Raw genomic sequence first — 20844 nt, forward strand, 5'->3', positions numbered from 1 at the left:
CATAATGCGAGCAAGTGGGGTTTCGTGAAGCAATCGTGAAGGCCATCGTCTGGATGATTTCCTGCGGTGCGGCCACGACTTGTGGTGGCGGCCCCTTTCTGCTCGACCATTGCCGGATTCAATACCAATGAAGCCCATTCGCCTCGTTTGCGGCACGCGCGCAACCTACGACGACTTTCCGCGCACGACCGCGCTCGGCCGCACGCTCGCGCTGGGCCGCCACGCGGTGCCGCCGCAACTGATGCTGTTCGACAACAACCGGGCAGGTCTTTCGTCGATCTACAACTACGCGATCGAGCAGTCGCGCAACGATCCCGCCATCCTCGTCTTCCTGCACGACGACGTGCATCTGTCCGACTTCTACTGGATGGACAGGCTGCGCGAAGCGGTAGCGCAGTTCGACGTCGTCGGTCTGGCGGGCAACGTGCGCCGTCTGCCGGGTCAACCTTCGTGGTTCTTCCGGGATATGACCTTCACGCCCGACGATGCGCAGAACCTGAGCGGCGTCGTCGGACACGGAAAGGGCTTCCCATGCGACAAGATTTCGGTCTACGGACCGCCCGCGCGCGAGTGCAAGTTGCTCGACGGGTTGCTGCTCGCTGCCGATAGCGAGCGCCTGATCGCGAGCGGCCTGAACTTCGACGAGCAGTTCGATTTCCATTTCTACGACCTCGATTTCTGCCGCCAGGCCGAAGCGCGCGGATTGCGGATGGGCACCTGGGCGATGAGCGTGATTCACGAGAGCGGCGGCGCGTTCAACACGCCACCGTGGCACGCAGCTTATGAGCGCTACATGCGCAAGTACACGGGCGTCTAGACGCGCCGCGCAGCGACACGCGAAACACGATCAGCCAATGGAAGCAAGAGCCGACCACGAACCATGCGCAAGCATCGACGTCCGCGAGGACGCGACGGTGCTCACGTTGCCACCGTCGCCAGCGCAATCGGCTCCGTTCGACGCCGCAGCGTTGCTCCAGAGCGCGTTTGCACATCATCAGGCAGGTCGGCTCGCCGAAGCAGCTGCGTTCTACAAGCAGATTCTTCAGCAGGACACCGCGCATCCCGACGCGATGCATTTTCTCGGCGTGCTGGTATGCGACGCCGGGCATCTGGAGACAGGCATCGGCCTGATCGAAAAGTCGATCCAGCTGCATCCGAATGCAATCTATCTGAACAACCTCGGCAACATGCGGGGCCGCGCGCGCAACTTTCAGAGCGCGGTGGCCGCGTATCGGGCGGCGCTGGCGATAGCGCCCGATTACGCGGAAGCACACAACAACCTCGGCCATGCGTTGCGCGAATCGGGCGACCCCATGGCAGCGCTCGAATGCAGCTATCACGCACTCCGGCTCAATCCCGAATTCGCCCAGGCGTGGGTCAATCGCGGCAACGCGCTGCTCGACCTCGGCAGCGACGAAGAGGCGCTAGAGAGCTACGTCAAGGCGATCGCCCTGAACCCGAACGACGTCAACGCACACAACAACGTCGGCAACATTCTGGAAAAGTACGGGCGCAGCGCCGAAGCCGTCGCCAGCTATCGGCGGGCGCTCGCGCTCGAACCGGCGTGCGCGATGCTGCACAACAACCTAGGTAACGTATTGCGCGATCAGGGGCAACTCGACGAAGCCTGCGCGCGATACCGGCAAGCCGTTTCGCTCGATGCTGGCTTCGCGCAGGCGCACAGCAATTTGTTGTTGCTGCTGAACACGCGGCCCGACGTACTGCTCGACGAGCAATGCGCCGAAGCGCGCGCCTACGGGGAGTGCCAGACATCGAAAGCCCGGGCCTTTGCGCACCCGGCGCACGTCATGCATCTGACGCAATCCGACGCTGCGGCGAAGCGTCTGCGCATCGGCTTCGTATCCGGTGATCTGAATTCGCATCCCGTCGGCTTTTTTCTCGAGAGCGTGCTTGGGCACCTCGACGGGACTCAGCTTGAACTCGTCGCCTACGCGACCCGCAAACGCGACGATGCGGTTTCGCAGCGCCTGATGTCGCATTTCAGCGCATGGCGTGACGTGTCGCGGCTCGACGACGAGGCCTGCGCGCGCTGCATCCACGACGACGGCATCGATATTCTTGTCGACCTGTCGGGCCACACGAATCACAACCGTCTGCCGGTGTTTGCATGGAAGCCCGCGCCCGTGCAAGCGACATGGCTCGGCTATTTCGCCACGACGGGGCTTGCCTCGATCGATTATGTGATCGCCGACCGTCACGTGCTGCCACCGTCTGAAGCATCACAATTTGTCGAAACGGCGTGGCATCTGCCCGACAGCTATCTGTGCTTTACGCCGCCCAACATCGATATCGACGTGGGTCCGTTACCCGCCACGGCGAGCGGCGAGAACGGCGCAATCACGTTCGGCTGCTTCAATCATCTGGTGAAGCTCAACGATGCCGTGATGGCGTTGTGGGCCCGTGTGCTCGCCGCCGTGCCGGGCTCGCGCCTGCTGCTGAAGACGCGACAGCTCGATGACCTGACGGTCCAGCAGACGACGCGCGAACGTTTCGCGGCACATGGCGTCGACGGCGCACGTCTGATGCTCGAAGGCCAGTCGCCTCGCGCGGAACTGCTCGCTGCATACAACCGCGTCGACATCGCGCTCGATCCATTCCCATACGCGGGAGGCACGACGAGCGTCGAGGCGCTGTGGATGGGTGTGCCCGTCCTGACGCGCCGGGGCGAGCGCTTCCTGTCGCACGTCGGCGAGAGCATCGTGAACACGGCGCATCTGCCTGATTGGATCGCGCAAAGCGACGATGACTACGTCGCGAAGGCCGTCCGCTTCAGCACGCAACCCAATCATCTGGCGGCGCTCAGAAGCACGCTGCGTGAGCGGCTGCTGGCGTCGCCGCTGTGCGACGCGGCGCGCTTCGCTGGCCATCTCGAGCACGCATTTCGCGGCATGTGGACGCGCTACGTCGCATGTCTTCACGCCGACGACCGGCACGTCGCACAACGGGATCGACACCTAATGGAGGACGCCCGCAATCAAGCGGAGCGCAATTTCGCATGACTGACTTCAACCCGAACCATAACCATTCGTGGCAGCGCATTCCGACGCCCACCAACTTCGGCGCAGCGCCTCGAGCGCAGGCAGCGCTAGATACGCAGGCCCAGGAGCGCATCGCGCAGACCTTGCAGGCAGCCGTCGAGCACCATCAGGCCGAGCGCTTCGATGAAGCGGAAACGCTGTACCGGCAGATCCTCGCCATCGATCCGGATCACGCCGATGCAATGCACCTGCTGGGTTTGATCGCTCACGAGTTCGGCCAGTACCAGACCGCGTGCGATCTGATCATGGGCGCCATTACGCGTAAGCCTGAGGCGTTCTACCTCTACAACCTCGGCAATGTGATGCAGGCGAACAATCGCCATGCGGCGGCCGTCGAATGTTTCCGCCAGGCGCTTGCGTTGCAGCCGGACTATGTCGATGCACACAACAATCTGGGCAACGCGTTACGCGCGCTGAAGAGCCATCACGAGGCGGTCCAGTCGTTTTGCCATGCGATCAATCTCAAGCCGGATCACGCGCAGGCCTATAACAATCTCGCCAACACGCTAATGGAGTTGAACGAGTTGGATGCCGCGCTCGAAGCCTGGCGTAACGCGACGTCGTTGCGCCCCGACTACGCGGAGCCGCGCAGCAATCTGCTGTTCGCGCTGAACTACCAGGGTGGGACGACGCCGCAAGCTTATCTCGAAGAAGCCGTGCGTTTCGGCGAACTGGTCAGCGCACGCGCGAAGCCGTTCACGACGTGGCTTGTCGATGCAGACTCGCGCGCAGACCGTCCACTGCGCGTCGGCATCGTGTCCGGCGATCTGAAAAAGCATCCCGTCGGCTATTTCATCGAAAGCGTGCTCGGCAATATTGACGCATCGCGCGTTCAGCTGGTTGCGTACCCGACGCGCAATCTCGAAGACGAACTGACGATCCGCATCAAGCCTGCGTTCTCCGCGTGGACGAGCATCGCGGGCATGAGCGACGAAACGGCTGCAAAGCGCATCCGCGACGACGCCGTGGATATCCTGATCGATGCATCGGGCCACAGCACGCACAACCGTTTGCCGCTGTTCGCATGGAAGCCGGCGCCCGTGCAGGTAAGTTGGCCGGGCTATTTCGCGAGCACGGGCGTGAGCGCGATCGACTACATTCTCGGCGACAGGCATGTGCTGCCCGAAGCGGAAGAAGCCCACTTCGTCGAAAAGCCCTGGCGCCTGCCCGACAGCTACCTGTGCTTCACGCCGCCCAACGAGTCTGTCGAACCGGGCCCGCTGCCGATGCTGGCGAACGGTCACGTGACCTTCGGCTATTTCGGCAACGTCACGAAGATCACCGATCAGGTCATCGCTGTCTGGTCCGCGGCGCTGCAGAAAGTGCCAGGCTCGCAACTGTTGCTGAAGTCCGGCCAGTTTGGCGACGCCTATGTGCGCGACGCGTTCATCAAGCGCTTTGCGGTGCGCGGCATTCCTGCGTCTCGCCTCATCCTCGAGGGCCGCTCCGCACGCGACGAATATCTCGCGACATATCGCCGCGTCGACGCGATGCTGAGCCCATTCCCGTATCCGGGCGGCACTACCACGGCGGAAGCGTTCTGGATGGGCGTCCCTGTGCTATGCCGCAGCGGCGAGCGCTTCGTGACGCATATCGCCGAGACGATGTGCCACGCGGCCGGTCTCGCCGACTGGATCGCGGCCGACGACGCCGCGTATGTCGAGAAAGCCGTCGCCTTCGCCGCGGATCGTGAACGCATCGCGGCGTTGCGCAGCGGACTGCGTGCGCAACTGCTTGCCTCGCCGCTGTGCGACGCGGCGCGCTTTGCGCGCAATTTCGAAGCGGCGCTGCACGGTATGTGGGACGCGCACCTGGCGCATCCGGCCACGCTTCCCGCCGAGGCGGCGCAGTGAACGCACAGTCGATCCTGATCACCGGCGGCGCGGGGTTTCTCGGCTCGCATCTGTGTGACCGGCTGGTAGCGGCCGGTCACGACGTGATGTGCGTCGACAACTTTCATACGGGTAGCAAGCAGACCATTCACCATTTGATCGGCAAGGTCAATTTCGAAGTGATCCGCCATGACGTGTGGCTGCCTCTGTACGTCGAAGTTGATCGCGTGTTCAACATGGCGTGCCCTGCAAGCCCCGTGCACTACCAGAGCGATCCTGTCTCGACGGTGAAGACGGCAGTGCTCGGCGCGATCAACATGCTCGGTCTCGCGAAGCGCTGTGGCGCGCGCATCCTTCAGGCATCGACGAGCGAAGTCTACGGCGACGCGCAGCAACATCCGCAGCCCGAGAGCTACTGGGGCAACGTGAATCCGAACGGGCCACGCGCCTGTTACGACGAAGGCAAGCGCTGCGCCGAGACGCTGTTTTTTGACTATCACCGTCAGCATGGCGTCGATATTCGTGTCGCACGCATCTTCAACACCTATGGTCCGCGCATGCGTCCCGACGACGGCCGTGTGGTGTCCAATTTCATCGTGCAGGCGCTGCATGGCGAGCCCATCACGATCTACGGTGACGGCAGCCAGACGCGCTCGTTCTGCTATGTTGAGGACCTTGTCGAAGGGCTGCTGCGTCTGATGAATCACGAAGGCGAGCCCGGTCCTTTCAACATCGGCAACCCGAGCGAGATCACGATCCGCGAACTGGCCGAAACGGTGCTGCGTCTCACGGGCTCTCGCTCGCGCATTGAATACCGCCCGTTGCCGTCGGACGATCCGGTGCAGCGCCGCCCGGACATTGCGAAGGCTCGCCGGCATCTCGACTGGCAGCCGGGCGTAATGCTCGAAGACGGTTTGAGGGAAACCATCGCGTATTTCAGGAAGGTAGTGAAGTGATGAATTGCGATCTGATTGAAGCGGATTGCCCCGTTTGCGCGAACACGGTTGCCGCGCGATTTTTCCCCGCTGGCGAGCAGACGCTCGCGACGCTCGCGTGGCCCGCTTCCGCGCACGCTGCGCAGTCGCTGCCGCGCCACGCACAGGATTTCGTGCAGTGTCCGTCGTGCGCGCACGTATGGAATCACCGCTTCGAATACGACGCGATTCCGTATCAAAGCAACCCCAACCGGATGTTTAACAGCGGCAGCATCTGGAAAGGCCATCTCGCGCACACGCGCGATCTTGTGCTGTCACGTCTGCCTGATGCGCCAAACGTCGTCGAGATTGGCTGCGGCGAAGGACACTTCGTGCGCGGACTCGCGCAAGCGCAGCCGGGCGGGCGCTTCATCGGCTTCGATCCGAATGCGACACCTGAAACGGGACTCGGCGTCGAGTTTCATCCGCGCCTTTTCGAACCGCTCGCCGACATGTCCGCGTTCAGTCCCGACGCCGTGGTGATCCGTCACGTGCTCGAACATCTGACCGAACCGGCACGGCTCGTCGAAGCGCTCGCGTGGGGCGCGGCATCGGCGGGCAAGGACTGCTGGCTGTTCGCGGAAGTGCCGTGCATCGACCGCGTGTTCGACACGCAGCGTCTCGCCGATTTCTTCTATGAACACGTATCGCATTTCACGACGGAATCGTTTCGCACGCTGATGTCGCGTGCGGGCGAGATAGTCACGCTCGCGCATGGTTACGATGGTGAAGTAGTCTATGCGCTAGTGAAGCTTGGCGTGCCGGCGGGTGCCCGAACGCGGGCCCAGGCTGCGACGCAGTTCGCTGTTCGCACGGTCAAGAGCCGCGCGACGATCGCGCAGCAACTATCGCAACTGAGCGCTTCGGGCAAGCGCGTCGCGATCTGGGGCGGAACGGGCAAGGCGGCCGCATTCATTCATCAATTCGGCGCGGATGCCGCACGCTTTCCGCTCGTGGTCGATTCGGATCGCGGCAAGGTCGGTACCTATGTGCCCGGCACCGGTCAACGGATCGAATTCCGCGACGTGCTGAAAGAGGCACAAGTGGACGTGATCGTCATCCCGACGCAATGGCGCGCGCGCGACATCATTGCCGAAATGGAACGTGAAGGCATCGCGACGAAGAACGTGCTGATCGAGCACGACGGCGGCCTCGTCGATTTCTTCGCGCAAGCGCATCCCTACTGAACGCGCTGCGGAAGTTCGATCATGCACGACATCCCAGATATTCTGAACGTCGCGCTCGCGCATCATCAGGCGGGCCGTCTCGCCGATGCGCAGGCGCTCTACGACGCTATCTTGCAATCCGATCCGGGACAGTCCGACGCGCTGCATTTCTCCGGACTGCTCGCGTGCCAGACGAATCGCGGCGAAGCGGGGCTCGCGCTGATGCGCGCGTCGATTGCGGCGAATCCGAACGCCGTGTACTACAACAATCTGGGCAACGCGTTGCTGCAGCGCCGCCAGATTGCGGAAGCCATCGACGGTTACCGCCATGCCGTCGCGCTGCGTCCCGATTATGCGGAGGCGCACAACAACCTCGGCAATGCGCTGCGCGAAGCGGGCGACGCGAACGCGTCGATGCTCAGTTGCGCGAAGGCGATCGAGCTGCGGCCCGGCTATCCCGAGGCCTACAACAATCTCGGCAATGCGCTGAAAGCGCTCGGCGATCGGGACAGCGCGGCGCTCGCTTACCAGAAGGCCGTGTCCTTCCGGCCGGACTACGCGGAAGCATTCAGCAATCTGGCGCGCGCGCAGGCGGGGCGCGGACATGGCGACGAATCGATTGCGGCGTTCCGTCAGGCGATCGCGATCGATCCGACGCGCACGGCAGACCTCGACAGCCTCGCGACCTTGCTGCATGCAAACGGCGATATCGCAGGCGCAATCGGTTGCCTGCAACGCGCGGCGCAATTCGATTCCATGGACGTCGAACGTCGTCGCACGCTCGCGCGGTGGTTGCGCGGCGCGGAGCGTTGCGACGAAGCCGCGCAATGGCTGACACGCGCCGCGGAGATCGCGCGCAACGACGCTTCGATTTATGTGGAACTGGGCGACACCTATGAGCAGGCCGGCAAGCTCGACGCGACGATCCTCTGTTATCAGTCGGCCGTGGAACTCGCGCCGCGTGATGCGGACGTCCATCATCGGCTGGCAGTCGCACTGCTCAAACAGCGTCGCGCCGACGAAGCGCTTGGGCACGCGCGCGAGGCCGTCGCGCTCGCGCCGCATCTGGCCGTGCCGCACTTCAATCTCGGTGACACGCTGAGCATGCTCGGCGACGCGGACGGCGCGATCGACAGCTATAGGCGCGGTCTCGCGATCGACGGCGATAAGGAACTGGCGCACAACCGCCTGATCTTCGATCTCGCCACGCACGCGGCGACGCCGCCTTCCACCACGCTCGCGGCCGCGCGCGAATTCGGCGCACGCATGGCCGCGCGGGCGCGCGTGTGCGAGCACCCGCCGCCGCGTCACGATGGGAGCAAGCTGCGTATCGGATTCGTGTCGGGTGATCTGCTGCTGCATCCTGTCGGCATCTTCATCGAGTCGGTGATGGAGCATTTCGCCGACGGCAGCTTCGAGCTCATCGCTTACTCTACGCGCAGAAGCGAAGACGACATCACGCGCCGCCTGAAGACGCGCTTCGACGCATGGCGAAGTCTGGTGAACGTCGCCGATACGCAGGCGGTGCAGATGATCCGCGACGACGGCATCGACATCCTCGTCGACCTGTCGGGACACACGGTCTACAACCGCCTGCCGATGTTCGCGTGCAAGCCGGCGCCGTTGCAGGTGAGCTGGCTAGGCTATTTCGGCACCACGGGACTGGCGACGATGGACTATGTGCTCGGCGACCCGCTCGTGCTGCCCGTGGACGAAGAATCGCATTACGTCGAGAAGATCTGGCGCCTTCCCGACAGCTACCTGTGCTTTACCCCGCCCAGCGACGACGTGAAAGTCGGCCCGTTGCCGATGCTGCAAAACGCGACGATGCAGAACGGCGAGGCAGGGCATGCGACGTTCGGCTATTTCGGCAAGCTTTCGAAGGTCACGCCCGCTGTGATTGGCGTGTGGTCTCGCATCCTGCACGCGGTGCCGGGATCGAAGCTGATGTTGAAATCGCACCAGCTGGACGCAGTGCATGCGTGCCGGTCGACGGAGCAGAACTTTGCCGCACACGGCATCGAGGCATCGCGTCTCGTGCTCGAGGGTGGGTCGCCTCGCGACGCATATCTCGCGGCCTACAACCGCGTGGACATCATGCTGAGCCCGTTCCCCTATCCAGGTGGCACGACGACGGCGGAAGCGCTATGGATGGGTACGCCCGTCGTGGCGCTCAAAGGCGACCGATTCGTCACGCACATCTGCGAAAGCGTGCTGCATGCTGCCGGGCAAGGCTGCTGGATCGCACACGACGAGGCTGCGTATCTCGAACTGGCGCGCGCATGGGCCGCACGGCCCGAGCGACTTGCCGCTTTGCGCGCCGGCTTGCGCGAGCAGACCCTGGCGTCGCCGTTATGCGACGCGCGCCGCTTCGCGAAGAACCTCAAGGCGGCGTTCGAAGGTATGTGGGCGCAGCATGTCGTCGCCCGCGACGCATGAGGCGGGCAAGCCGGCCTCACACTCATGATTCAAAAGGATGACAGTGGACCACTCGAAACTGCTCAATACGGCGCTCGCGCATCATCAGGTCGGGCGGCTCGCCGAGGCCAAGGCCATCTACGACCAGATCCTGCGCGCGAATCCGCGGCATCCGGATGCAGTGCATTTTCTCGGGCTGCTCGCCTGCCAGATTCAGCAGCATGAGGCCGGCATTGCGCTGATGCGTCAATCGATCGCCATCTTTCCAAACGCGATCTACTACAACAATCTCGGCAACGCGCTGCGCGAGCATGGACAGCTGAAGCACGCGATCGACGGATATCGCGAGGCCGTGACGCTCAATCCGGGCTATGCCGAGGCGCACAACAACCTGGGTAACGCGTTGCGCGAGGATCGTCAGCCGGATCTGGCGATGCGCAGTTGCGCGCAGGCCATCGAACTGCGGCCGGGCTACGCCGAGGCGTACAACAATCTCGGCAATGCGCTGAAGGATCTCGGCGAAATGGAGAGCGCGGTGAAGGCGTACGGCAAGGCGATTTCGTTCAGGCCGGACTACGCCGACGCGCACAACAACCTTGGTAACGTGCTGATGGAGCAGGGCAAGTACGAGGCGGCTATCGACAGTTACCGAGAGGCCATCGCACACGATCCGAATCGTGCCTTGATGCACAACAGCCTCGGCACGCTGCTGCTCGCGCGCGGTGATCTGGCGGGCGCGGCGGTGAGTCTGCGCCGTTCGATCGAACTCGATGCCGCGCGGCCCGGGGTGCACAACAATCTGGCCAACACGCTCCGTGACATGGGTGAGCGCGAGGCAGCGGCTGTGCATTACCGCAACGCGATGCAGCTTTCGCAGGCAATCATCGATTCATATCAGGGCGGCGCGGCAGCGGCTGCGCCGCTTGCGCCACCGCGCGGGGCGGAGCCGCGCATGTCGCTTGCAGAAGCATACGCGACGCTCGGCAATGCGTGGTTTGGACTGTACCATTATGACGAGGCGATCGAGAATTATCTGCGCTCGGTCACGCTCGCGGATGACGACGCCGAGGTTCAGCACAATCTCGCCGTCGCTTACCTGAAGACGACCCGCGCGGACGATGCATTGACGTTTGCCCGCAAGGCGCTCGAGCTGAAAGCGGGATCGGCGCGCATGCACATCAATTTGGGCGACGTGCTGCGTTCGCTCGGCGATCTGGATGCGGCTGCCGCGAGCTACCGGAGCGCGATCGAGCGTTCGCCGGATGCGGAAGCGGCGCATACGGCATTGCTCTTTTGCGAAGCAGGGCTGGTGCAGCGGCCCGTCGAAGACTATCTGGCCGATGCGGTCTATTTCGGCCAGCGGCTCGCTGCCGGTGCCACGCCGTTCACGCATACGCCGGCGGCACGCGGCGCACGGCCGCTGCGCGTGGGTTTCGTATCGGGCGATCTGCGCCAGCATCCAGTTGGCATCTTCACCGAAAGCGCGCTGCGGCATATCGATCCTTCCCGGATCGAACTGATTGCCTATCCCACCAACGAGCTCGAAGACGATACGACGCAACGGCTCAAGCCGTTGTTCACCGCGTGGACGCCGTTGTGGGGCATGTCGCGCGACACTGCGGCACGGCGCATCTGCGACGATCGCATCGACATATTGTTCGACATGTCGGGCCACACCGCCTTCAATCGCCTGTCCGTGTTCGCGATGAAGCCGGCGCCGATCCAGGTGTCGTGGATCGGGTTTTTCGCGTCCACGGGCGTCAAGGAAATCGACTATGTGCTCGGCGACCGATACGTGCTGCCGCCGGAGGAAGCGCATCACTTCATCGAAAAGCCGTGGCGGCTGCCCGACAGTTATCTGTGCATGTCGACACCGGAGCACGACGTGAGCGTCGGACCGCTGCCGATGCGCGCGAATGGCATCGTCACTTTCGGCTATCTCGGCAAGCTCGCGAAGATGGCCGACGAAGTGCTCGATCTGTGGGTGCAGGTGTTGCGCGCCACACCGGATTCGCGGCTGCTGGTCAAGGCGCACGAACTGGATCGCAAGCACGCACTCGAGGCGACGTATGCGCGTTTCGCAGCACGCGGCATCGATGCGTCGCGCCTGCTGCTGGAAGGCGGTTCGGCGCGCAAGGCCTACCTGGAGACGTTCAACCGGATCGATATCGTATTGAGTCCATTTCCGTACCCAGGCGGAACCACGACGGCCGAAGCGCTGTGGATGGGTGTGCCCGTCGTGGCCATGAAGGGCAGCCGGTTCCTCGGGCATATCTGCGAGAGCGTGCTGCATGCCGCGGGTTTCGGTGCGTGGATCTGCAGAGACCGGGCGGCTTACATCGCGAAGACGAGTGAACTGGCCGCCGATCCCGACGCGCTGGCAGCATTGCGTGCGACGTTACGCGAGCATGTACTTGCATCGCCGATGTGCGATGCGCGCCGGTTCGCGCGCAACTTCGAGGACGCGCTCGACGGCATGTGGCGCGTGTACGAACAAGGCGTGAGGTAGACAATCCCGCTCTGGAATCAGCGACTACGCCTGATCACGCCCGGACGGCGCAGTCGCGAACATCACGCCTCGAAGCAGGCAAAAAAAAGCTGCATCGCTGCAGCTTTATCAATCCGCGCAGTTCTTCTTCACTACGTCGCACGGCGTTCTTCAGATCTGTTGCTCAGAGCATGCCTGTCGTGTGATACATGCTCACCGACTTGATACGCTGCAGCGCATCGCCATGCCGCTCGGAAAGTCGGTCCATGCCGCTGCGAGCCCGCGCGGAAATGCCGGCGTCGATGCGCTGGATCGAACGGATCTTGTCGAGCGCTTCGGGCGTCTGGTCCGGACACAGCGACATCAGCAGCGGCGAACGCTCTTCGACGATCGCCGACGCACGCGCCCAGTCTTGTTGCGAAACCGCGCTTTCGAGAGCGTGTGTCAGGTCCAGTGCGCGAGTCAGTGAGTCGTTCATCGTATGTTCCATTGAGCGGTGTCCCGTTCCGCGTTACTTCGAGTTCAGCGAGCCGGAGAGGCCGCCGCCGCCGAACAGCTGGTTCAGGTAGGCAGTGTTGTTCTGCATCGTCGTCATCAGTGTGTTCAGCGCCGAGAACTGCGCATTGTACTGATCGGTCAACTGGCTCTGAAAGTTCGTGAGCTGCGTCGCCTGATCCGACAGATTGCTCAGGTCGGTGTTCAGGTTCTGCGTGCGCTGGTCGATCGTGCCGCTCGTCTGCGTGTACGTGTTGATGAACGAGTTCAGCGTCGTGCCGATGCCGTTCGTCGTGTTGAACACGGCTGCCACGGCCGAGCTGTTGCTCGTCAGCGCGTTTTGCAGCGCGGTCGTATCGACCGACAGCGTGCCGTCGTGCTGCAGGTCGATGCCGATCGACGACAGGCTGAATGTCTTGCCGCCCACGGTAATGCCGCCGCCGATCAGGCCACCCAGACCGTTAGTGATCGTGTTCGTCATCGAGTCGCCGAGCAGCGCACCGGCCTGCGAGCCCGTCGCCTGCGTGGGATCCCAGGTCAGACCCGTTTCGGTCGTGATGTAGTTGTTGTACGCGGTGACGAAATCGTTGATCGCTTTCGTCGAAGCCGTCGTGTCGTTGGTGATCGAGATCGTCTGCGTGCTGCTTGCCGACGCGCCCGAGATATCGATGGAGACGCCCGTGAGTGCCGTCGTGATGGTGTTGCTTGCGCTCGTGATCGGGTTGCCGTCGATCGAGAACTGCGCGTCTGCGCCGGGCGTGACCTGCGTGAAGCTTGCTGTGTTCAGGCCGGCGTTGACGCCCGTGCCTGCCGAAACCGTGACCTGGTTGGCCTGGCCCGTCTGCGTCGAGGTGAGCACGAGGTGCTGGCCGTCCGCTGCCGTGATGACGGCGGCCGATACGCCTGGATTGTTGTTCGCCGTGTTGATCGAGTTGGCGATGCTTGCCAGCGTGTCGGTCGACGAGACGTTGATCGACATCGTGCTCGTGCCGACGCCAACTGTCAGTGTGCCGCTGCCGAGGGGCGCGTTCGAAGCGAAGGCCTGCGAGGAAATCTTGTTCGCCGTCGCGATGTTGGTGACGTCGAGTGTGTAGTTGCCAGCCACCGCGCCCTTGCCGGGTGCGGCTGTTGCCGTGACGCCCTGGCCCGTTCCGGTGACAGCGACTGCGAGCTGGTTGAGCGCCGTACCGTCCGACAGGCCGCTCAGTGCGGTCTGCAGCGACGAAAGTGCCGATTTGATCTTGCCAATTGCAGAGAGTTCGGCGTTGTCCGAATTCTGCTTGGTCGTGATTTGCGACGATTGAGCGGCCGTTTTCGCCGTTACGAGCGCCGACACCAGCGAGTCGACATCGAGGGTCGACTTGGTCGAGCCACTGATAATGGACTGCGCCGCCTGTTGTAGCAGGGTGGCGACGTCAGTTGATGAAGTCGAAGTCGACGTGGTGGTCATGCGGGTGCTCCGATTGGCGAAACAGGATGCCGTTTGTTCGTGGCTTGTAAATGCATGATGGGAGGCGAACCTCCCAACCATGCGATCCAGTTGCGTACCGAAGCCGGGCGCGAGCCGCGGCCTCGGGGCGCGGCGCCGTGCGGTGCGCCGCTAGTCGTCAGTCTTACTGGAGGAGCTTCAGAACTTGCTGCGGCATCGAGTTCGCTTGCGCCAGCACCGAGATACCGGCTTGTTGCAGAACCTGAGCCTTCGACAGGTTCGCCGTTTCCGTCGCGAAGTCTGCGTCGGTGATCTGCGAACGTGCTGCGCTCATGTTCGTTGCTTGCGTTTGCGTCGTCGAGATTGCAGCCTGGAACGTGTTCTGCGTTGCGCCCAGCGTTGCCTGGAATGTATTGACGCTCGTCAGAACGTTGTCGATCTGGCTCATTGCTGCCTGAGCGTCCGAAGCCGTTGCAACCGTCAGGCCGCTGATGCCCAGGCTGCTCGAATCCCACGACTGCGTGCCGAAGTCAGCGGTGATCTGCTGGCCGTTGAACGCGCCGATCTGGAAGTTGACCGAGCTGATACCCGTCAGGACGGACTGGCCGTTGAACGTCGTTTGTTGCGCAACGCGTGTGATTTCCGTCAGACGCGTCGACACTTCCGACTGCAGGTTTGCCAGCGCGTTCGAGTCGAGCGAGCCGTCGCCTGCTTCCACAGCCAGCTGACGGATACGTTGCAGGTTGTCGACGACCGATTGCAGCGCGCCGTTCGTGGTTTGCACCATCGAAATGCCGTTGTTCGCGTTTGCAGCACCTTGCGTCAGTGCGTTGATCGAAGCCGTTTGCGACGTCGAGATCGCGAGACCTGCCGCGTCGTCAGCAGCGGTGTTCACACGCTTGCCCGACGACAGGCGGTTGATCGCCTGCGACAGCGCGCTTTGCGAACCCGACAGGTTGTTCTGCGCGGTCAGCGAAGCGATGTTGGTGTTGATGTTCAGCATTTTGCGTCCTCGTTTTTAAAACGCCTCGGATGGAGAGGCTGTTTTGGCTCGGCGTCGCGCTTGACGTGTGCATTGCGTCGCCGCCTGTCCTGGTTGACGGCGTGGTCAGAAGAAAACTTTAGGGGCGATCTCGCGAAATTTGGGGGCGCATGGGTGTGGCGCGGGTGCGCGCGGGGGCGTCTGTGACGAATGTCAAGACGGCGTATCCTTGTTGGCCCGCTTTCTTTGCTCGTGGAGATGTCATGCAGAAACGCAATCTCGGCACGTCGCAATTGCAGGTCGCGCCGCTGATGTTCGGCGGCAATGTGTTCGGCTGGACGGCGGATGAAGCGACGTCGTTCTCCATCCTCGACGCGTTCGCCGACGGCGGCCTGAATTTCATCGATACCGCCGACGTCTATTCCGCCTGGGTGCCGAACAACCACGGCGGCGAGTCGGAGACGATCATCGGCAAGTGGTTTGCGAAGTCGGGCAAGCGCGACAAAATCGTGCTGTCGACCAAGGTCGGCATGCTGGGAAGCCGCAAGGGATTATCCGCGGGCAATATCCGCGCGGCTGTCGAAGACTCGCTGCGGCGCTTGCAGACGGACTATATCGACGTGTATTTCTCGCATCTCGACGACGAGGAGACGCCGCTCGCGGAAACGCTGGGCGCGTATCAGCAGCTGGTCGAAGCGGGCAAGGTGCGGGCGATCGGTGCATCGAACTACGGCGGCGCGCGCTTGCAGGAAGCGCTGCAGATCGCTCGGGACAACGGCTTGCCGCAATATCAGGCGATCCAGCCGGAGTACAACCTGTACGACCGCGCGGCCTACGAAACCGATCTCGAACCCGTTGCGCTCGCCGCGCGGCTGGGTGTCGTCTGCTATTACAGCCTCGCGAGCGGCTTTCTGTCGGGCAAGTACCGTTCACGCGACAATCTGTCGAAAAGCGCGCGCGGCCGCAAGGTCGAGGGTTATCTGAACGAACGCGGCTTCGCGATCCTCGACGCACTCGACGAAGTGGCGCAGCGGCACGGCAGCACGCCTGCCTCGGTAGCGCTGGCATGGCTGATTGCGCGGCCCAGCATCACGGCGCCGATCGCCAGCGCGACGTCGGTCAAACAGCTCGAAAGTCTTGTCGCAGCAGTGCATCTGACGCTTACCGACACGGATTTGCGCATATTGAACGACGCAAGTGCCTGAACAGAATCGCTAAAATGCTGGTCTGAAAGCGAATTTCCTGGTATGATCGGGAGTGAATTGAGATCTTTGCTCGTTTCGTCATGGGTTACTGGTGGCGAAACGCTAGCTAGGCGCGGCGCCGCAACGTGCGCTGCCCGCGTTTCGCGGTGAACTCCCACCTCTCTTTTCCGGCCTCCGTGGCCGCATTGCCTCTCGTTTTCAGTTGTGCTTCGCCAGTCTGAAACGACCGGAGGGCCGGCGCGTGAGTGGGTTGACCGCCACGCCATTAACCGTATCAAGCGTATTTAGGAATTACATGACGACGATTCTTCTGAAGGAAAACGAGCCGTTCGAAGTGGCAATCCGCCGCTTCCGCCGCGCAATCGAAAAGAATGGCCTGATCGCAGAACTGCGTGAGCGCCAGGCGTACGAAAAGCCGACGACGGCACGTAAGCGCAAGAAGGCAGCTGCAGTGAAGCGCCTGCACAAGCGCCTGCGCAGCCAGATGCTGCCGAAGAAGCTGCACTAAGCACGCTTCCTCCGGTACGCAAAAGCACGCCAACGGCGGTGTGAGCTTCGAAAGAAGCCACACCGCCGTTTTTCATTTGTGCGGTTTAGTTCGCTTGCCGGACCTGGCGCGCTGAAGCTTCGTGCGCTGCCGTCGCTCGTGAGGCTGAATATCAGGCGGCCGTTTTGACGCGTTCGTCGGAAAGGACGAATTGGCGGGCGATCGAGCGTAGCCGGTCGCGCCATTCCCAAGTCCCGAAAACGTCATGCACGTTTTGCAGGCAACTGAGCAATTCGACGGTGACGGGATCGTAGATGTTCAGGCGCGCGCGCAACAACGCCTTCTTCAGCGCAGCCACGCCGACGTCCATGTACATGGGCGTATCAGAAGGCGTCTTGCCGACGTATCGCACGGGAATGCCTTCCATCGCGGTCATGTAGTCGCGCGGATGGATAAAGCTGCCGACCGGGCAGCCGCCGCAATAACCGCGGTAGGCGCCGCCACCGCGCGGCAGGAGCGCCGCGCGGCCTTGGCCGAACAGATGCTCGACTGCCCGGTCGAAAATTTCCTGATGTGTCAGGAAGTTATGATTTTTCATGTTGGTCTCCCCCCGCGCACTGCGCAGCGGTCATTCCTTTCTGGTGCAATCGCCGACAGTATTCCGTGACGTGCTCACGCCCGAAGCGGCGACGAGAGCATCATTTACCGCCTAATTCACGGCTTGCGAAGCGCACGCCCTGCACCAGCGACGCCGCCGACACCCGGCTGACTATCCCCGTCCGGAGGCGCGTCGAACGACATCGCATACATTAGTTATAACGAGCGGAATGCGGTAAAGGTCAGCCGTTGTGTTGGCTAGCGCTCAATGCGGGCACGAACGGCCGTCGCTCCGCTCGTCAAGCTTTGTTCGAGGCCTTGCGGGAAGCGGGTTTGCGGGTGACGCTATGCAGCAGGCCATGCCCGTTCGAGCCGGGCGCGATTATGCCATGTGTTGCAACGGCGCGACACATACGCACAACCCACCGGAACAAGCCGCACTCGTCACTTCACGCTCTTTTTGCGGCCTTTCTTCCCGAGCAGGGCGCACCGCGCATAGCAGGCGCAATCGGTCTGATGGTCGTTGACCATACCGACTGCCTGCATGAACGCGTAGCAGATGGTTGTGCCCACAAATTTGCAGCCATAGCCTTTGAGCGCTTTGCTGAGCGCGTCCGACACATCCGTCGATGCAGGCGCATGCGTGTAGCTCGTCCACGCGTTCTGGATCGGCGTGTTATCGACGAACGACCACACGAAATCCGCTAATGACCCATGCTCCGCCTGAATCTGCATGACGGCCTTGGCATTGAGAACCGTCGATTCGATCTTGCCGCGGTGGCGCACGATGCCTTCGTCGAGCACAAGCGCGTCGATCTTCTTCGGCGTGAAGCGCGCGACCTTGTCAATGTCGAAGTTCGAGAAGGCGCGCCGGTATCCGGCGCGTTTGTTCAGAATCGTCGACCACGACAGCCCGGCCTGCGCGCCTTCGAGCACCAGCATCTCGAACAGATGCTGGTCACTGCGCGAAGGGACGCCCCATTCGGTGTCGTGATAGTGTGCGAGCGCTTCGCTCGTCGTCGCCCAGTTGCATCGCTGCTCCGCCACGTTCAGGCTCCTGCATGGTTGGTTGATCGCCCGTCTGTCGGGCCACGCCAGCATAGCGGATCGGCTTTCGGCCGCAACCTGGCCGATCGGCTAATTGTCGCGGGCGAAAAGACCTGCCACGCTATGCGTTAACACATCAATGAGCATATCGATGAATCAAGACCTCTATCTGATCGGCGTCGACGGTGGCGGCACCGGCACGCGCGTCGTGCTGGCGAACGCCGGAGGGCAGGAACTCGCGCAAGGCGCGGCGGGGCCGTCCGGCCTTGCGTTGGGCGTCGAGCGCGCGTGGGACGCGATTCTGGCTGCGAGCGCGCAAGCGTGCGAGCGCGCCGGCATCGCCGCCGACTGGCCGCGCTTCGTTTTCGGCTGCGGGCTCGCGGGCGTCAACAACCGCGACTGGCTGGCCGCATTTCGCGCGAAGGCGCCGGCGCTCGCCGGCCTCGCGATCGAAAGTGACGCCTATTCGACCTTGCTCGGCGCGCACGGCGGCGAGCCGGGTGTGATCGTCGCGCTGGGAACGGGCAGTGTGGCGGCGGTGCTGGACCGCGACGGTCAAAGCCGCATGGTCGCCGGCTACGGCTATCCGTCTGCCGACGAGGCCGGCGGCGCCTGGCTCGGCCTGCGGGCCATCGTGCATGCGCAGCAGGCGCTCGACGGCCGCGTTCCCGCCGACGAACTTTCGCAGGCATTGATCGAGCACGTCGGCGCGACCGATCGCGACGGGCTGGTCGTCTGGCTGTGCGACGCGAACCAGACGGCTTATGCGAGCCTCGCGCCCGTCGTCGTCGCGCATCGCGAGCATCCGTTTGCCGCCCGGCTGCTCCGCGAAGCCGGTCAGGAGATCGGCAAGATGATTGCGGCGCTCGACCCGTCCGGAACCTTGCCTGTCGCGCTGTGCGGCGGGCTTGGCAAGCCGTTGAGCGAGTATGTGCCCGCGCCTTATCGCGAGCGTCTGCGGGCGCCGCTCTCGGATTCGGCGCACGGCGCGTTGCAGATGGCTCGGAGGGAGGCCGCGAAGATCGGCGGCGCATGACGGGCGAAATGCATGGGAGCGGCGGGAAACGGAAAGCGCCGCGCCAAGAGGCGATAAAATAGACGTTTTCCGACGCCGTCTGCCGCCTACCCATGTACAAAGTCATCGCCAGCGATCTGGATGGAACGCTGCTGAACAGCAACCATCAGGTGGACCCCTTCACGATCAGCACGGTGCGCACGCTCGAAGCGCAAGGCATACATATCGTGATCGCGACGGGGCGCCACTATAGCGACGTCGCGGGAATTCGCGATGTGCTGGGTATCCGGCCCTATCTGATCACGTCGAACGGCGCGCGAGTCCATTCACCCGACGACGAAATGATCTTCGCCGACGATCTTCAGGCGAACGTGGTCCAGCAACTGGTGAAGCCGGAGATCGCGGGCGAGCATGGGCGCGTGATCGTCAATCTGTTCGCCGACCGGGAATGGCTGATCGATCGGGACGCGCCTGAACTGCTGCGCTATCACCAGGACTCGGGCTTCACCTACAACGTGACCGATCTGCAGCAGCACGACGGCGCGGATATCGCAAAGGCGCTGTATATCGGCGATCCCAAAGATCTCGCCGTGATCGCGGCCAACCTCGAGCGCACGTTCGGCGAGGCGCTTTACGTCACGTACTCGTTGCCGGACTGTCTGGAGGTGATGACGGCGAACGTATCCAAGGGGCGTGCGCTGCAGTTTGTGCTCGACCGGCTGGATGTTCCGGCGGCGAAGTGCGTTGCGTTCGGCGACAACATGAACGACATCGACATGCTGGAAACGGCGGGCCATCCGTTCATGATGAACAACGCGAATCCCGATCTCATCAAGCGTCTGCCGAATGTGCCGCGTATCGGCAATAACTTCGAAGCGGGCGTCGCGCACCATCTGCGCAAACTGTTCGAACTGGACGATGAACTGACGGCGTAAATTCCGCTCGTGGAATGCAAATGGCGCGGCTCCTGTCAGGGGCCGCGCCACGCTGAAGTGAAGGCTACTAAGCTAGGCGAAAGTCTGAAGCCAGCAGGCGCAACAATAAGACGATCTACGCCGCGAAAGCCGGCTTCTTAGTCACGATAGCCGCCCCGGTGGTTGTCGTTCCCCCGGTAGCCATAGCCATTGTTGTTGTCCCAACGGTTGCCATGATCCCAGCGGCCGCGATCCCAGCCACGGTCATGGCGATAGCCGTCGTAGCGGCGGTCCCCCCAATAGCGGTTGCCGTAATACACCGGCCGCGGGGCGGGCGCGACATACGCAGGCGCGACATAAACAGGGGCAGGCGTCCCGAGCGACAAGCCGATGCTCAGATTCGAGTGCGCCTGTGCGACACCGCATGCGCCAGCGGCGAGGCCAACTGCAACGAGCATGTGTGTGACGATGCGCTTCATTGTGGTTCTCCTGTGAATGCGGCGTGTTTGCCGTACAGGTTCAATCTACGCGTCGCCGGCGAGCGGCACTGCGACAGGATGTTACGAAGTGAAAGCATGCAATGCCGCCGTATCAGGTGGATTGCGGCATTCGCGCAATGCTTTACAGATGGCGCTTTGCGGGCGTCCGGCCATTTGTCCGTATAGCGCGGAGCGGAGCGAGATGGGCCTTTCAAAAAGCTAAAGCGCTTCTTCAATAGCGATGAATACAGCCGTAA

Annotated in this window: 17 protein-coding genes; 11 read left to right on the plus strand and 6 right to left on the minus strand. The window is 62.8% G+C overall.

Going from position 1 to position 20844, the window contains the following annotated elements:
• The first annotated feature begins 127 nt into the window (after positions 1-127).
• The 7 genes from BLT65_RS15145 to BLT65_RS15175 are packed head-to-tail and all read left to right on the plus strand — an operon-like array spanning position 128 to position 11958.
• The gene (locus BLT65_RS15145) at positions 128-817 is read left to right on the plus strand and encodes a glycosyltransferase family 2 protein (RefSeq protein WP_091778815.1); all 690 of its coding nucleotides are present in this window, start codon (positions 128-130) and stop codon (positions 815-817) included.
• A gap of 37 nt (positions 818-854) precedes the next feature.
• On the plus strand, positions 855-3020 hold the full coding sequence (locus BLT65_RS15150; RefSeq protein WP_091778816.1) for an O-linked N-acetylglucosamine transferase, SPINDLY family protein: 2166 nt from the start codon (positions 855-857) through the stop codon (positions 3018-3020).
• The gene (locus BLT65_RS15155; RefSeq protein ID WP_091778818.1) at positions 3017-4912 is read left to right on the plus strand and encodes an O-linked N-acetylglucosamine transferase, SPINDLY family protein; all 1896 of its coding nucleotides are present in this window, start codon (positions 3017-3019) and stop codon (positions 4910-4912) included. The genes BLT65_RS15150 and BLT65_RS15155 overlap by 4 nt, the downstream gene beginning before the upstream one ends.
• Positions 4909-5847 (plus strand): UDP-glucuronic acid decarboxylase family protein, encoded by a 939-nt coding sequence (locus BLT65_RS15160; protein WP_091778820.1) that lies wholly within the window; start codon positions 4909-4911, stop codon positions 5845-5847. Before BLT65_RS15155 ends, BLT65_RS15160 begins: the two co-directional genes overlap by 4 nt.
• Complete coding sequence (locus BLT65_RS15165) at positions 5847-7052, plus strand: class I SAM-dependent methyltransferase (RefSeq protein WP_091778822.1); 1206 nt, start codon at positions 5847-5849, stop codon at positions 7050-7052. Before BLT65_RS15160 ends, BLT65_RS15165 begins: the two co-directional genes overlap by 1 nt.
• Positions 7053-7073: 21 nt before the next feature.
• On the plus strand, positions 7074-9470 hold the full coding sequence (locus tag BLT65_RS15170; protein WP_091778824.1) for a tetratricopeptide repeat protein: 2397 nt from the start codon (positions 7074-7076) through the stop codon (positions 9468-9470).
• Positions 9471-9507: 37 nt separating this feature from the next.
• A complete protein-coding gene (locus BLT65_RS15175) occupies positions 9508-11958 on the plus strand; it encodes a tetratricopeptide repeat protein (protein WP_091778826.1) in 2451 nt (816 codons plus the stop codon).
• 163 nt (positions 11959-12121) lie between these two features.
• Here the strand turns inward: BLT65_RS15175 and BLT65_RS15180 are convergent, their stop codons facing one another.
• The 3 genes from BLT65_RS15180 to BLT65_RS15190 form a co-directional block, all read right to left on the minus strand.
• On the minus strand, positions 12122-12415 hold the full coding sequence (locus BLT65_RS15180) for a flagellar protein FliT (RefSeq protein ID WP_244186504.1): 294 nt from the start codon (positions 12413-12415) through the stop codon (positions 12122-12124).
• 33 nt (positions 12416-12448) lie between these two features.
• Positions 12449-13882, minus strand: a complete 1434-nt coding sequence (fliD, locus tag BLT65_RS15185) for a flagellar filament capping protein FliD (RefSeq protein ID WP_091778830.1) — start codon at positions 13880-13882, stop codon at positions 12449-12451.
• 163 nt (positions 13883-14045) lie between these two features.
• Complete coding sequence (locus BLT65_RS15190) at positions 14046-14864, minus strand: flagellin domain-containing protein (protein ID WP_091778832.1); 819 nt, start codon at positions 14862-14864, stop codon at positions 14046-14048.
• Between the two features lie 242 nt (positions 14865-15106).
• Here BLT65_RS15190 and BLT65_RS15195 point away from each other — a divergent pair, with 242 nt between their 5' ends.
• Together BLT65_RS15195 and rpsU are read left to right on the plus strand one after the other, a co-directional pair.
• A complete protein-coding gene (locus BLT65_RS15195; protein ID WP_091778834.1) occupies positions 15107-16048 on the plus strand; it encodes an aldo/keto reductase in 942 nt (313 codons plus the stop codon).
• Between the two features lie 295 nt (positions 16049-16343).
• Entirely contained in the window at positions 16344-16556 is a 213-nt protein-coding gene (rpsU, locus tag BLT65_RS15200; protein WP_007581560.1) for a 30S ribosomal protein S21, read from the plus strand.
• A gap of 151 nt (positions 16557-16707) precedes the next feature.
• Here rpsU and BLT65_RS15205 read toward each other — a convergent pair whose 3' ends face one another.
• Together BLT65_RS15205 and BLT65_RS15210 are read right to left on the minus strand one after the other, a co-directional pair.
• Positions 16708-17133 carry a hypothetical protein gene (locus BLT65_RS15205; protein WP_091778836.1) on the minus strand — a complete coding sequence of 142 codons (426 nt, stop codon included), beginning with the start codon at positions 17131-17133 and terminating at the stop codon, positions 16708-16710.
• 443 nt (positions 17134-17576) lie between these two features.
• A complete protein-coding gene (locus tag BLT65_RS15210) occupies positions 17577-18179 on the minus strand; it encodes a DNA-3-methyladenine glycosylase I (protein WP_091778838.1) in 603 nt (200 codons plus the stop codon).
• A 151-nt stretch (positions 18180-18330) separates the two neighbouring features.
• On the opposite strand from BLT65_RS15210, the gene BLT65_RS15215 reads away from it, so the two are divergent.
• Both BLT65_RS15215 and BLT65_RS15220 read left to right on the plus strand, forming a co-directional pair.
• A complete protein-coding gene (locus BLT65_RS15215; protein WP_091778840.1) occupies positions 18331-19215 on the plus strand; it encodes a glucosamine kinase nucleotide-binding domain-containing protein in 885 nt (294 codons plus the stop codon).
• A gap of 92 nt (positions 19216-19307) precedes the next feature.
• Positions 19308-20129 (plus strand): Cof-type HAD-IIB family hydrolase, encoded by an 822-nt coding sequence (locus BLT65_RS15220; protein ID WP_042305146.1) that lies wholly within the window; start codon positions 19308-19310, stop codon positions 20127-20129.
• A 137-nt stretch (positions 20130-20266) separates the two neighbouring features.
• Here BLT65_RS15220 and BLT65_RS15225 read toward each other — a convergent pair whose 3' ends face one another.
• Positions 20267-20587, minus strand: coding sequence for a PXPV repeat protein (locus BLT65_RS15225; protein WP_091778842.1), 321 nt, complete (start codon positions 20585-20587; stop codon positions 20267-20269).
• Positions 20588-20844: the final 257 nt, after the last annotated feature.

The sequence above is a fragment of the Paraburkholderia steynii genome (assembly GCF_900100565.1).
Classification (GTDB): domain Bacteria; phylum Pseudomonadota; class Gammaproteobacteria; order Burkholderiales; family Burkholderiaceae; genus Paraburkholderia; species Paraburkholderia terrae.